This window comes from Rhizobium sp. L1K21, assembly GCF_024055895.1.
Lineage (GTDB): Bacteria > Pseudomonadota > Alphaproteobacteria > Rhizobiales > Rhizobiaceae > Ensifer_A.
In genome coordinates, this window is sequence record NZ_JAMXLE010000001.1 from 1,473,596 (window position 1) to 1,487,058 (window position 13,463).

Below are 13,463 nucleotides of genomic sequence, written 5' to 3' on the forward strand. Positions count from 1 at the left end.
CCGAGATGGCCTTTGGGGAAGGGGCGCAGTTAAGTCAGCGCGCGTGGTTCTTTCAAGGAATGCGAGGCCTATTCTCGCTGCCAGCTTTCATTCTCATGATGGCCTTTGTCGGGTTTACCGCATTGGCGCATGAGAGTGGGCTGGAGCGTGGAGAGGCGGTGTTTATGACCGCCATCGTCTGGGCCTTGCCGTCCCAGATGGTGCTTGTGAGTGCCATGCAGTCAAGTGCCGGGTTGCTCACGACGTTCATCATTGTCTGCCTGGCGTCTGTGCGTCTGGCGCCCATGGTTGCGGCACTGGTTCCCGAAATCAAAACGAGCCGCACCCGCGCGGTGACTTTGTTCTTTCTTTCCCATTTCGTGGCCATCACGGCCTGGGTGTTCACGCTTCAGCGCATCAAGGCGATCCCCAGAGAATGCCGGACGGCCTATTTTGCCGGGCTCGGGCTTACGCTGACGTCGGTCAATACACTGATCGTGTTTTTTCTTTACGGCATCGTTTCCACTCTGCCGCCGATCCTTGCCGGAACGCTTTACTTTCTGACGCCGATCTATTTCCTCACATCCCTGTGGGGCTCGTCATCAAGCCGTGTCATTCATCTGGCTCTGGGAGGCGGGATATTGCTGACGCCGGTGTTTCATTTGATGCTGCCGGACTTCGATATTCTCGCGGTCGGGCTTGTTGCTGGCACGGGGGCCTATGCGATCGATCTGGTTCTGCGCCGGCGGGAGGTGACCGGTGAGTGAATGGTTGTGGCCGTATGTCTTTATTCTGGTCGCAGGCGCTCTTGCCACGGACATGTGGCGTTGGATGGGTGTTCTAGCCGGACGCAGGCTGGATGAAAATTCCGAGCTTTTCATCTGGGTAAAGGCGACCGCCACAGCGCTGGTTGCAGGCGTCATCGCCAAACAGATCATTTATCCAAGCGGTGTTCTGGCCGCGTCTGCGGTGGTGTTGCGTGTCGGGGCTGCCGGTGTCGGCTTTGCCGTTTTCCTGGCCACTGGCAAGCGCATGATCCTCGGCATTCTCGCTGCGCTTGCCGTTTTGTCAGCCGGGCTTTATTTCAGCGGCTTTTGAGTGGGGCTCAAAGGGCTGCTTTCAGCTTTTCGGCATTGGCTTTGAGGATATCCATATCTTCCATCTTGGCGGCATGCATCTGGAATTCCACGCCTGCGTAAACCGGGATGATATGGAAATGGAGATGATAGACCGTCTGCCCCGATGGGGCTTCATTGAACTGACGAAGCTGAATGCCGTCAGCGTTGAAGGCCTTCATTGCAGCCTGTGCGATTTTCTGCACGACGGGGATTACCTTTGACAGCACGTTTGGATCGGCGTCGAGGAGATTACGCGAGGGCGCGCGGGGCACGATGAGCGTGTGGCCGGCCGTTTGCGGCATAACATCCATGAAAGCGATGCAGTTTTCATCTTCATAAACGCGCACGGACGGGATTTCGTCGCGGAGAATTTTTGCGAAAATATTGCTGTCGTCATAGGCGGCGGTCATCGGGTTCTCCCTGAATTTTCGGTTGTATTCTGAATTGGCGGTTCTAACCGCCTGGTTCAAGTCTCGATTTTCCTGAAAGGGCTGTGTTCGCGCAGATATTCACCATCGGCGGAGACGGCGTCGCGTTCCTGCTGAAGATAATCTGCAACGGCATTGTGCAGGCCGGGATGCGTGAAATAATGCATTGAGTGGGTGGTCACGGGAAGATAACCGCGCGCCAGCTTGTGTTCGCCCTGTGCGCCGGCCTCGACGGTCTTGAGTTTATGGGCGAGGGCGAAATCGATCGCCTGATGATAACACACTTCAAAATGCAAAAACGGGTGATCTTCGATGCAGCCCCAATGGCGGCCGAAAAGGGTGTCGGACCCGATGAAATTGATCGCACCTGCGATATAGCGGCCATCGCGCCTGGCCATGACCAGCAGAATGTCGTCGGCCATGCGCACGCCGATCATCGAGTAGAATGCGCGCGTGAGATAGGGGCGGCCCCATTTGCGGCTGCCGGTGTCCATGTAGAAGGTGAAAAACTGATCCCAGATGTCTTCGGTCAGGTCGCTGCCGGTGAGCCAATCGATTGTGATGCCGTTTTCGAGCGCTGCGCGACGCTCCTTGCGCAGCGCCTTGCGTTTGCGCGATGCCAGCGTTTCGAGGAAGGCCTCGTGGTCGGCATAACCTTCATTGACGAAGTGGAATTGCTGATCGATGCGATGGAGATAGCCTTCTTCCTCCAGGATCGGCACGTCATCTGCGACAAGGAAATTGATATGGGCAGAGGACAGGCCAAGCCGCTCGGTTTCTTCCTTCAGCCCGGCTGCAAGTGCGGATTTAAGCGGCAGGGCCTGTTCACCTTCCGCCACGAGGAGCCTCTGGCCGGTGGCTGGGGTGAAAGGAATGGCGCTCAATAGCTTCGGGTAATAGTTGCCACCGGCGCGTTGAAATGCATCGGCCCAGGCGTGATCGAACACATATTCGCCCTGGCTGTGGCCCTTCGCGTAAAGCGGCATGGCGGCTAGAAGCTTTCCTGATTCACTTTCGATCGCCATGTGGTGACTTTGCCAGCCAGCGCGTGGCGTGACGGAAAGCGAATCTTCCAGCGCGGAGAGGAAGGCATGTGACAGAAAGGGATTATACTTACTGCCGCCCTCCTTTTTCGCACCGGATAACGTGTTCCAATCATCGACGGGAATATCGCTGATGGATGAGACCGTCTTGATTCGGACGTCTTGTGTCATTCTTCCTTATCCAGAGTTCTCGGGTCAAAACCTTCGAAGGTCATCTGGTCTGCAAATTCTTTCGTTTTTTGCCGCGCGAGTGCATCGCGCACGGTCCAGGTGATGACGGCTATGCCTCTTTTACGCGCCTCATCGATGAATGGATTTGGCAGATGCATGGCCTGGTAGGAAATGAAATCGAAACCGATGTCGAGTGTGGCGAAATGCGGTTCCCAGGTTTCCGCTCGCCCACCTTCAGCAGTGAGGCCAATGGGGCGTTCGCAGCCGAGCTCGCGAAATTCCCGCAGGAAGTCGCTCTTGAAGCTCATGAGGGCGACGTCGCCTTCATAGCCGTCGAGCGTGTCGAGAACGCTGGCTGCAAAACCCTCGTCATCCTCGCCGCCGTCCTTGAGCTCGATGACCAGGGGCACGCGGCCATTGACGAGCTGAAGCATCTGCTTGAGCGTGGGGACGCGGTCTTTCGTGCCGCCTACGGATAGAAGGGCCAGTTCGCCGGAGGTCTTGTCGCGTGTTCTGCCGGCGATATTGCATAGCCGCTGCAGGTCTTCGTCGTGAAAGACGACGGGGACACCGTCTGCGGCATATTGCAAATCACATTCGATGGCGAAACCGGCGTCGATGGCGCGGGAAAAGGCCGAGAGTGTATTCTCCCAGACCTTGCTGTTCATATCATGGTAGCCGCGATGGGCGATCGGTTGGGCTGTCAGCCAGGGGCAGGATGACATTCAGGCAATTTCCATGATGGCATCGATTTCGACGGCGGCATTGAGCGGAAGGGCGGCCATGCCGACTGCAGCGCGGGCATGCTTGCCGGCTTCGCCCAGAATGGCCACAAGCATGTCGGATGCGCCGTTGATGACGAGATGCTGGCTGGTGAAGCCGGGTGCCGTGGCGACGAAGCCGTTGATCTTGATGACCTGTTTGATGCGCCCGAGGTCTCCGTCAAGAGCGGCTTTGGCCTGGGAGAGGATGTTGATCGCGCAAAGTTCTGCAGCACGCTTTGCCGTCTCAAGATCGACATCTGATCCGACGAGGCCGGTTGCTGCAAGTGCACCGTTTTCCATCGGAAGCTGCCCGGAGATGTGAAGCACATTGCCGGATATCTTGAAGGAGACGTAGTTGGCGGCAGGTGTTGCAGCTTCGGGCAGGGTGATGCCAAGCTTTTCGAGCCTGGAAGCGATTTCGGCAGACATTGGAACTCCGGTTTATTGTAATTTATTCAAAAATGCGGCATGCACGAGACGATACGGCGCATTGCTTCGCCGACTTTGATACAAATTGCTGCAGCCAGCAACAGGAGGAAGTGCATGTTTCGCACCCGCGAAGCAAGTTTGTTGTTCATTGGCGTGTCCGTTTTTTCCGGCGCGGCATCGCTCGCTTTGCCCGCTTCTGCCACCGGGCTGGCCGCGCATCGGGCTGTCTACGATCTCGAACTCGCATCGGCATCTGAACGGTCCGGCATCGACGGTATGTATGGCCGCATGGTCTATGAGTTTTCCGGCTCCGCCTGCACCGGGTACAAGTCGACATTTCGTTTTGTCACCGCAGTCAGCATGGAAGGTGATCAGCGCATAAACGACCAGCGGACAGAGACGTTTGAGGACATGGAGAAGGGAACGTTCAAGTTTGCCACGCAGTCTTATACGGGTGAGAGCCTGAACCAGACAGTCAGCGGTGAAGCCAAGCACGACAACGGGGCCGTTGATGTGACGCTGGAAGGCGATGAGCCGCGCGAAGTGGAGTTGGACAGCAGCCGCTTTCCCACCGAGCACATGCTGGATGTGGTCGCGCATGCCAAACGTGGCGACCGCTTTTTCCAGACGCGGATTTTTGACGGTTCGGAGAGCGGCGACAAGACACTCTTTGCAACGGCTGTCATCGGGAAGGAAAACTCGCGCAAACTGGACGTGGGTGATGAAGAGGCCGCCAAGCCGCTTCAAGGGCAGAATTACTGGCCGGTCAGCATCGCGTATTTCAGTGATGAGCCCGCTGGTGATGACGAATTGCCGATCTACCGCATGTCATTCGACCTGTACGAGAACGGTATTAGCCGCGATCTGACACTCGATTACGGCGATTTTGTTTTGACGGGTCAGTTGGCTGAGTTGGATATGCTCGAACAGCCGAAGTGTAAGTAGTTCATGCATTTGGAAGAAATCATACACTGTTGATCGGTCCTGCGCACGCGTCAGGAGCCCTCTGAGAATTCAACCAGTCTTTGCTCTGATGAGCGAGGCTGGTTTTTTGTTGTGTTCGGTGTTTGAATCCGGTAACTCTAATAACAAGAGTTAATGGAGGCGCATATGCAGCTTGATGAACATCCGACTGTGAAGAAGCTCAAGGCCAGGCCGCCAGGAGAGGTCAAACCGCAATCACCGGTTTCTGCGCAGATGCTGAAAGAGATTGCCCGCAAACATGGAGCCGACGATGCCGGATTGGTGGATATCGGGCGACCATCGCTGAAGTCGGAAATTGGGCACATTCGCAGTGTTTTCTCCGAAACCAAAACACTGTTGGCGATTTGTGGTCGCATGAACCGTGAGCCGGTCCGCTCGGTGGTGCGTTCGGTCGCCAATCAGGAGTTTCACGCTGTCTACGATGAAATCAACGATATTGCCCGTGCTATTGTGCGTGAGTTAAGCGATATGGGAATTCCCGCGTGCAATGCCGTTGCCGCTTTTCCGATGGAGGCACAATTGCCGGGCAGGACCTGGACGGTTGCCCACAAGCCAATTGCCGTGGAAGCCGGCCTCGGGCATATGGGGCTGCATCGAAGCGTCATTCATCCGGTTTTCGGCAGTTTCATCCTGCTTGACACCGTGTTGATCGGTGTGGAAGCCGACAGTTACGATCAGCCGGTGGATTATAATCCCTGTCTCGAATGCAAGTTGTGCGTTGCTGCTTGTCCCGTAGGGGCATTGAAGCCGAATGGAAGTTTCGACTTCATGAGCTGTTTTACGCATAATTACAGGGAGTTTTTGGGCAACTTCAATGATTTTGTCGAGGCGGCGGTCGTTTCGAAAGACATGAAAGGCTTCAGAAAGCGCATATCCGATGGTGAAACGGCTTCCATGTGGCAGTCTCTCTCCTTCAAGCCCGGCTACAAGGCAGCCTACTGTCTTGCAGTGTGTCCCGCTGGTGAAGATGTCATCAATCCCTATCTGGAAGACAAGGCCGAATATTTGAACAAGGTGGTCAAACCGCTGCAGAAAAAGGAAGAGACGCTTTTTGTTCTCCCGGGATCGGACGCGGAAGAATTTGCCCGCAAGCGTTTTCCGCACAAGGAGATCAAGAGGGTTCGTCGGCATGTTGCCGTTGGCTCGGTAAAAGCGTTTATTGCCCAGATGCCGCTTGCGTTTCAGACTGGCCGCTCCAAAGGTCTCGATGCGGTTTTCCACTGGACCTTTGACGGGCAGGAAACGATTGAGGTTACGGTGAGAATTGCCGACCAGAAGCTTCAGGTTTCGCAGGGGCACGTGGGAGAGGCGGATGTTCGGGTTTTTGCGGATGCAAAGACCTGGCTCGATATCGTCAATCGCGAGTATAAGATGATCAACGCAATTGTATTGCGTAAGATCAGGGTCAAGGGGAGCATGACCCTGTTCAGGGCTTTCGGGCGCTGTTTCCCCGGTTAGGAGTTTATTGTGAGAGCAAAGACGTTTGCGGGTATGAATTGCTCTGTGGCCGGTGCCATTGAGGCAGTGGGCGACCGGTGGGGTTTTCTGATCCTGCGTGACATGATGCTCGGGCTTTCCCGTTACGATGAATTCCAGACCTCCATGGGCATACCGGCGCAAACACTGGCGACACGGCTCAAGGATCTTGAAGCCTCTGGAATGGTAGAGCGACGGCAGTATCAGAGCCGTCCGCCGCGGGACGAGTACATCTTGACGGCCAAGGGCCGCGACTTCTGGATGGTTGTCACAGCGCTTCGCGAATGGGGTGACCGATGGAATGCGCATGGCGCTGATGATACGCCGCTTTTGCTGGTTGACGAGAAAACGGAACGCGCGGTGAAGCTTGCACTTGTCGACACGCAAACCGGCGAGCGCGTCAGAGAAAATACGGTCAGGGCCAAGGCGGGCCCCGGAGCAGACGCAGCCATGCAGTTCAGATTGGGCGGCAGACGCTGAAAAAGCGGGCATCGCTATTGCAATTTTCGTATGCCCGGTATATGCGGACGCCATTCCACACGTGAGGGTTCGGGATTGTTCGGGGAGAAATCCGACTGTTCCACCGGTGCGCGACAAGCGTTCATGCCCCCACGGAGGTTCAACCGGAAAGGATTAAAAGCATGGCATTGCCAGAATTTTCCATGCGCCAGCTGCTTGAAGCAGGCGTACACTTTGGTCACCAGACTCACCGCTGGAACCCGAAAATGAAACCGTACATTTTCGGTGACCGTAACAACGTTCACATCATCGACCTCGGCCAGACTGTTCCGCTTCTGGATCAGGCGTTGAAGGTTGTCTCCGACACCGTTGCTAACGGCGGTCGCGTTCTCTTCGTTGGTACGAAGCGTCAGGCTTCTGAAATCATCGCTGACGCTGCCAAGCGCTCTGCCCAGTACTACGTGAACGCACGTTGGCTCGGCGGCATGATGACCAACTGGAAGACGATCTCCAACTCGATCCAGCGTCTGCGCAAGCTCGACGAGCTGCTGGCCGGCGAAGCCCAGGGCTTCACCAAGAAAGAGCGTCTGAACCTTGAGCGCGAGCGTGAAAAGCTTGACCGCGCACTTGGCGGTATCCGCGACATGGGCGGCACACCGGACCTGATGTTCATCATCGACACCAACAAGGAAAAGATCGCCATCGACGAAGCCAAGCGTCTCGGCATTCCGGTTGTTGCCGTGATTGACTCCAATTGCGACCCGGACGTTGTCGATTACCCGATCCCGGGCAATGACGATGCCTCGCGTGCGATTGCGCTTTATTGCGACCTGATTGCGCGTGCTGCCATTGACGGCATTGCACGTCAGCAGGGCGCTGCTGGCCGTGACATTGGTGCTTCGGCTGAAGCTCCGGTCGAACCGGCTCTGGCTGAAGGCGAAACTGCCGCGGAAGCCTGATTAAAGGCCCTTCATTTGAAGGAATGAATTGGGGCCGCCGGCGTGAGGAACGCAAGGCGGCTTCGATTTTAGACCGGGACCCGGCAAGAACTGTCACATAGCTGTCGTTCAAACCGGCAATACCGGCAATTATTGAAATGGCGCGAGGAAATCCCTCAGACGCCGCTCTGACTAAAAGAGGCGATTATGAGCATTACTGCTGCAATGGTGAAGGAACTGCGCGAACTGTCCGGCGCAGGCATGATGGACTGCAAAAAGGCGCTTGCCGAAACCGACGGCAACATGGAAGCTGCTGTTGACTGGCTGCGCGCCAAGGGCATTTCCAAGGCTGACAAGAAGGCTGGCCGTACGGCTGCTGAAGGTCTCGTTGGTGTTGCTGCCGACGGCAACAAGGCTGTTGTTGTCGAGATCAACTCCGAAACCGACTTCGTTGCCCGTAATGATGAGTTTCAGAAACTCGTCAGCGGTATTGCCTCTGTCGCTCTTGGCACGGACGGCTCCGTTGATGCCGTTGCTGCTGCCAACTACCCGGCAACCGGCAAGTCGGTCGCTGATACGATCAAGGATGCAATCGGTACGATCGGTGAAAACCTGACCCTGCGTCGCTCTGCAGGCCTGTCGGTCGATGAAGGCGTTGTGGCTTCCTATATCCACAATGGCGTTGCAGATGGCCTCGGCAAGCTTGGTGTTCTCGTTGCGCTGAAGTCTTCCGGTAACAAGGACGCGCTCAATGCATTCGGTCGTCAGGTTGCCATGCATGTGGCGGCGACGAGCCCGCTGGCTGTCAAGCCGGAAGATGTCGATCAGGTTGCTGCAGAGCGTGAACGTTCAATCTTCATCGAACAGGCTCGTGAGTCTGGCAAGCCTGACAACATTATCGAAAAGATGGTTGAAGGCCGCATGCGCAAGTTCTTCGAAGAAGTTGCACTTCTCTCGCAGGCTTTTGTCATCAACCCTGACCTGACCGTTGCTGCTGCTGCCAAGGAAGCAGAAAAGGACGTTGGCGCTCCAGTGGAGATCGTTGGCTTTGCCCGTCTTCTGGTTGGTGAAGGCGTTGAGAAGGAAGAGAGCGATTTCGCAGCTGAAGTGGCTGCTGCCGCAAAGGGCTAATCGCTTACTTTTCATTGAGGAAATTTGGAGGGCGCCGGGTGACAACGCGGCGCCCTTCGTGTATCGGGGCTTTACCTGAACGATTGTTCCCGTCATCTGCGCATTGAAACGCAATCTCATACGTCTTCTGGAGAAACCATGGCACCTCAACCTGTCTATAAACGCGTTCTTCTCAAGGCCTCTGGCGAAGCGCTCATGGGAGAGCAGGGGTTCGGCATCGATGTGAATGTGGCCGACAGGATCGCCTCCGATATTGCTGAAGTGCATGCGATGGGCGTGGAAGTCGGCGTCGTCGTCGGCGGCGGCAACATCTTCCGCGGGGTGGCCGTTGCCTCAAAGGGTGGCGACCGGGTGACCGGCGACCATATGGGCATGCTCGCCACTGTGATCAATGCACTGGCGCTGGCGACCTCACTGCGCAAGCTCAACATCGAGACTGTGGTGCTCTCGGCCATTGCCATGCCTGAATTGTGCGAGAGCTTTTCGCAGCGTGCCACACTTTACCATCTGTCGCTTGGACGCGTTGTGATTTTTGCCGGCGGCACCGGCAATCCGTTCTTCACAACCGATTCTGCTGCTGCCTTGCGCGCGGCCGAAATGGGGGCCGAGGCAATTTTCAAGGGTACACAGGTCGATGGCATCTATTCAGCCGACCCGAAGAAGGTTCCAGATGCAACACGGTTCGAAGAGCTGACGCATAGCGAGGTTCTTGAAAAAGGACTTGCGGTCATGGACGTGGCCGCTGTTGCTCTTGCTCGCGAAAATCACATCCCGATTATCGTGTTTTCCATCCATGAAAAGGGTGGTTTTGGCGCGATCATGACCGGTGGCGGGTTCAAGACGATCGTGAAAGACGATTGAATTTGCCAAATTGGTGCCGTCAAACGTATAAAGCAACGGCAGAGCGGCACTGAGAAACAATGAATGAAGGGGCTTTTGGGTTGGTCAACGACTTCAAAAGTTGCTACCGCCCGGTTTTTTTGCATTGAGACCGGGCATGAGAATGACGATGGGAGTTTTTACATGAGCGATCCTAAGGATCTGAACGATCTGAAACGCCGTATGGATGGCGCGATCAACGCGTTTAAAAATGATATTGCCTCTTTGCGCACGGGTCGTGCCTCGGCCAATATTCTCGATCCCGTCATGGTGGATGCCTATGGCTCCAAGGTGCCTTTGAACCAGGTGGGCAACATTACTGTGCCGGAACCGCGCATGCTGTCCGTCTCGGTCTGGGACAAATCGATGGTTGGCGCGGTGGAGCGCGGCATTCGCGAATCCAATCTTGGCCTCAATCCGATCGTTGATGGCCAGACGCTTCGTATTCCGCTTCCGGAACTCAATGAAGAGCGTCGCCGTTCGCTTGTGAAGGTGGCGCATGATTATGCCGAAAAGGGCAAGGTTGCCGTTCGTCACGTTCGTCGCGATGGCATGGATGGGTTGAAAAAGGCCGAGAAGGATGGCGACATCAGCCAGGATGAAAGCCGCGCTCTGTCCGACAAGATTCAGAAGCTGACCGACGAGATGATTGTAGAAATCGACAAGCTGCTGGCTGACAAAGAGAAAGAAATCATGCAGGTTTGAGCTTTGTGAAGCCTCAAACATGTCAGGACCGATTATGGGCGAAGACGCGCCAATCAAGACACCGCGTCACGTTGCAATCATTATGGATGGCAACGGGAGATGGGCTGCCGCGCGCGGCATGCCGCGTGGCTTTGGGCATCGCAAGGGCGTGGAAGCCGTTCGCGACGCGGTCAAGAGTGCTCGCGCTTTCGGTGTCGAATATCTGACCTTGTACGCCTTTTCTTCCGAGAACTGGCGCCGCCCGCAGGAAGAGGTCAGCGATCTGATGGGGCTTTTGAAGCTCTTTATCCGCAAGGATCTTGCCGAGTTGCATTCGGCGGATGTGCGCATTCGCATCATCGGTGCGCGTGAGGGGCTCAAGAATGATATTCTTGGTCTTCTGGAAGAGGCTGAGGAAACCACCCGCAATAATGGCGGACTCGTTCTGGTGATTGCATTCAACTACGGCGCGCGCGACGAGATCGTGCGGGGAATGCAAAAGATCGCTCGTCGCGTGGCCAAGGGAGAAATTGCGCCTGAGGCAATTACCGAAGCAATTTTGAGCGAAAACATAGACACCTGCGATATTCCAGATCCCGAGTTGATTATCAGGACAAGCGGCGAATCGCGGCTGTCCAATTTCCTGCTCTGGCAGGCGGCTTATTCGGAGTTTGTCTTCATTGACGACCTGTGGCCGGATTTCGATCGCAACCTTTTTCAGGCTGCGCTTGAAGAATACAGCCGTAGAGAACGGCGATTTGGTGGTGTCGAATCGGTCGATATTGCCGTAGGCTCAAACTCATGAGCGAGGAACTGCGCCTTCGGATCATCTCTGCGGTATTTCTGGCGATTGTTGTTCTTGCCGGAGCCTGGATGGGCGGGTTTTACTTCGCCCTTTTGGCGCAAGTGATCGCGCTGCTCGTTTATTACGAATGGTGTACGATTACCTGCGTTGTCAGTTCCAACTTGCGCGGTTACGCGCTCGGGTGGGTCCTCATGGCCGTGCTGGCGCTATCGTGCCTGACGCAGGATGTCTCCTATAGTCTGGCGTTTCTGTTCGCCGCAGTTTTGCTTTCGGCAATCATTGCAGTCTTTCAGAAGGCGTCGTTCTGGTGGCCAGCTGGTATCGCTTATGCGGGCTTGAGCGGGCTTAGCCTTGCCTATATCCGGGGGAGCGATTTGGCCGGGCTTGTTGCCATCATCTTTCTCTTTGCAGTGGTCTGGGGGACCGATATCGCGGCTTACTTTGTCGGTCGTGCAATCGGCGGTCCGAAGCTTGCACCGAGAATTTCACCTGGCAAGACCTGGTCGGGTGCCGTTGGCGGCACCATCGCAGGTGTTTTTCTGTCGGCCCTGGTGGTTATGGTTTTCTTTCGTCAGCCAAGTCTGGCGCTGCTTGTTGTCAGTTTTTTTCTATCGGTATTCTCGCAGATCGGCGATTTATTCGAGAGCCATATCAAACGCCGTTTCGGCGTCAAAGATTCCAGCAAGTTGATTCCTGGCCACGGGGGCGTTATGGACAGGGTTGACGGTCTCGTTTTTGCAAGCTTCGGGGCATTTTTATTTGCGATCGTGCAGCTACTCGTCGGGCAGGGCGATATTACGTCCCTGGGTGGGCTCTTTCTGGACATGGGTTGAGCGAATGCAGTGGCAGCTCAAGGAGAGACAATGGAAAGTTTAGCAGCCATTTGGGGCTTTCTGGGCGGCTATATCCTGCCGTTCATCATCGTGCTGTCGCTGATCGTGTTCGTTCACGAGATGGGTCACTATCTCGCGGGCCGCTGGTGCGGCATCAGGATATTGACCTTTTCACTCGGTTTTGGCCCGGAACTGATCGGATTTAATGACCGACATGGCACGCGATGGAAGATATCCGCCATTCCGCTTGGCGGCTATGTGAAGTTTTTCGGTGACGAAGATGCTTCCAGCAAGCCTGATATGACAGCTATGGAGCAGATGAGCGAGCGGGAGCGCGGGCAGAGTTTTCATGGTGCAAAGCTTTGGAAACGTGCGGTGGCCGTGGCTGCAGGACCATTTGCCAATTTCGTGCTGGCGATCTGTATTTTTGCGACCATGTTCTTCATCTTCGGAAAACCGGTGACAGATCCCGTAGTGGCGGATGTGAAGGCTGGCAGTGCGGCGCAATCTGCCGATATACGCCCTGGCGACACGATTGTCTCGCTTGACGGGGAGCCGGTGGCGACCTTTGCTGACATTCAGCGCTATGTGGCTGTGCGTCCCGGTATTGAAATTGCCGTTGGCCTGAAGCGCGATGCGGAAACGCTGGTAATTCCGGTGACGCCGCGGGCAACCGAAGTCGAAGATCGTTTTGGCAACAAGATGGAAATTGGCGTCTTCGGCATCATGACCGATCAGGAAAGCGGAAATTCACGCATCGTGACATTGGGTCCGGCCGCAGCGCTGAAAGAGGGTGTTGTTCAGTGCTGGCATATCGTGACCGGGACCTTTGACTACCTGGCCAACCTGGTGACCGGCAGGATGAAAGCCGATCAGCTCGGCGGGCCTGTGCGTGTGGCCCAGGCGTCAGGCGAGATGGCGAGCCTCGGCTTTGTTGCCTTGCTTCAACTTGCCGCAGTGCTATCGGTGTCTGTTGGGCTGTTGAATCTTATGCCCGTTCCGGTTCTGGATGGCGGCCATCTGGTGTTTTACGCTGTGGAGGCAATCCGGGGAAAACCGGTTGGGGAGACAACGCAGGAGGTTGCGTTCAAAATAGGGCTTGCAATGGTGCTGTCGCTTATGGTGTTTGCAACCTGGAACGATATAGCGCGTCTGTTGAGTTGATCGTCAAACGGCTGTATCAGCTATTTATTTACTATAACTCAATTCGATAGTGGCGATTGAGCCACTGTTTGAAACGAAGTAAACAGAATTTAACGAACTGCCTTGCTTGTATAGGAAAAGCGGGTAAAAAGTCCAACAGACCAGAGTCGGGTCCCTTGGGCTCGGGGAAATGAATTAA

16 protein-coding genes are annotated in these 13,463 nt (G+C 55.6%); 12 read left to right on the forward strand and 4 right to left on the reverse strand.

Annotated elements, in window-relative coordinates:
* The first annotated feature begins 59 nt into the window (after window positions 1–59).
* Both NHF56_RS07065 and NHF56_RS07070 read left to right on the forward strand, forming a co-directional pair.
* On the forward strand, window positions 60–746 hold the full coding sequence (locus NHF56_RS07065) for an AzlC family ABC transporter permease (protein ID WP_252802864.1): 687 nt from the start codon (window positions 60–62) through the stop codon (window positions 744–746).
* Window positions 739–1,077 (forward strand): AzlD domain-containing protein, encoded by a 339-nt coding sequence (locus tag NHF56_RS07070; protein WP_373456258.1) that lies wholly within the window; start codon window positions 739–741, stop codon window positions 1,075–1,077. Before NHF56_RS07065 ends, NHF56_RS07070 begins: the two co-directional genes overlap by 8 nt.
* A gap of 7 nt (window positions 1,078–1,084) precedes the next feature.
* Here NHF56_RS07070 and NHF56_RS07075 read toward each other — a convergent pair whose 3' ends face one another.
* The 4 genes from NHF56_RS07075 to NHF56_RS07090 are packed head-to-tail and all read right to left on the reverse strand — an operon-like array spanning window position 1,085 to window position 3,932.
* Window positions 1,085–1,507, reverse strand: a complete 423-nt coding sequence (locus NHF56_RS07075) for an HIT family protein (protein ID WP_252802866.1) — start codon at window positions 1,505–1,507, stop codon at window positions 1,085–1,087.
* Between the two features lie 56 nt (window positions 1,508–1,563).
* The gene (locus tag NHF56_RS07080; protein WP_252802868.1) at window positions 1,564–2,739 is read right to left on the reverse strand and encodes a GNAT family N-acetyltransferase; all 1,176 of its coding nucleotides are present in this window, start codon (window positions 2,737–2,739) and stop codon (window positions 1,564–1,566) included.
* Complete coding sequence (locus tag NHF56_RS07085; RefSeq protein WP_252802870.1) at window positions 2,736–3,464, reverse strand: glycerophosphodiester phosphodiesterase; 729 nt, start codon at window positions 3,462–3,464, stop codon at window positions 2,736–2,738. The genes NHF56_RS07080 and NHF56_RS07085 overlap by 4 nt, the downstream gene beginning before the upstream one ends.
* Window positions 3,465–3,932: a RidA family protein gene (locus NHF56_RS07090; RefSeq protein WP_252802872.1), complete on the reverse strand. Its 468-nt coding sequence runs from the start codon at window positions 3,930–3,932 to the stop codon at window positions 3,465–3,467.
* Between the two features lie 114 nt (window positions 3,933–4,046).
* On the opposite strand from NHF56_RS07090, the gene NHF56_RS07095 reads away from it, so the two are divergent.
* The 10 genes from NHF56_RS07095 to rseP all read left to right on the forward strand — a co-directional run bounded on the left by NHF56_RS07095 (window position 4,047) and on the right by rseP (window position 13,285).
* Entirely contained in the window at window positions 4,047–4,877 is an 831-nt protein-coding gene (locus NHF56_RS07095) for a cell envelope integrity EipB family protein (protein WP_252802874.1), read from the forward strand.
* A 165-nt stretch (window positions 4,878–5,042) separates the two neighbouring features.
* Complete coding sequence (locus NHF56_RS07100; RefSeq protein WP_252802876.1) at window positions 5,043–6,374, forward strand: SCP2 sterol-binding domain-containing protein; 1,332 nt, start codon at window positions 5,043–5,045, stop codon at window positions 6,372–6,374.
* 9 nt (window positions 6,375–6,383) lie between these two features.
* Window positions 6,384–6,872, forward strand: coding sequence for a winged helix-turn-helix transcriptional regulator (locus NHF56_RS07105; RefSeq protein ID WP_252802878.1), 489 nt, complete (start codon window positions 6,384–6,386; stop codon window positions 6,870–6,872).
* 161 nt (window positions 6,873–7,033) lie between these two features.
* A complete protein-coding gene (gene rpsB, locus NHF56_RS07110; RefSeq protein WP_252802881.1) occupies window positions 7,034–7,810 on the forward strand; it encodes a 30S ribosomal protein S2 in 777 nt (258 codons plus the stop codon).
* A gap of 186 nt (window positions 7,811–7,996) precedes the next feature.
* Window positions 7,997–8,920: a translation elongation factor Ts gene (gene tsf / locus NHF56_RS07115; RefSeq protein ID WP_252802883.1), complete on the forward strand. Its 924-nt coding sequence runs from the start codon at window positions 7,997–7,999 to the stop codon at window positions 8,918–8,920.
* Between the two features lie 138 nt (window positions 8,921–9,058).
* Window positions 9,059–9,781, forward strand: a complete 723-nt coding sequence (gene pyrH / locus NHF56_RS07120) for a UMP kinase (protein WP_252802885.1) — start codon at window positions 9,059–9,061, stop codon at window positions 9,779–9,781.
* A 162-nt stretch (window positions 9,782–9,943) separates the two neighbouring features.
* Window positions 9,944–10,504 carry a ribosome recycling factor gene (gene frr, locus NHF56_RS07125; RefSeq protein WP_252802887.1) on the forward strand — a complete coding sequence of 187 codons (561 nt, stop codon included), beginning with the start codon at window positions 9,944–9,946 and terminating at the stop codon, window positions 10,502–10,504.
* Between the two features lie 19 nt (window positions 10,505–10,523).
* A complete protein-coding gene (locus NHF56_RS07130) occupies window positions 10,524–11,288 on the forward strand; it encodes an isoprenyl transferase (RefSeq protein ID WP_256995381.1) in 765 nt (254 codons plus the stop codon).
* A complete protein-coding gene (locus tag NHF56_RS07135) occupies window positions 11,285–12,121 on the forward strand; it encodes a phosphatidate cytidylyltransferase (protein WP_252802889.1) in 837 nt (278 codons plus the stop codon). Before NHF56_RS07130 ends, NHF56_RS07135 begins: the two co-directional genes overlap by 4 nt.
* A gap of 30 nt (window positions 12,122–12,151) precedes the next feature.
* Window positions 12,152–13,285, forward strand: a complete 1,134-nt coding sequence (gene rseP, locus NHF56_RS07140) for an RIP metalloprotease RseP (RefSeq protein ID WP_252802890.1) — start codon at window positions 12,152–12,154, stop codon at window positions 13,283–13,285.
* Window positions 13,286–13,463 lie beyond the last annotated feature (178 nt).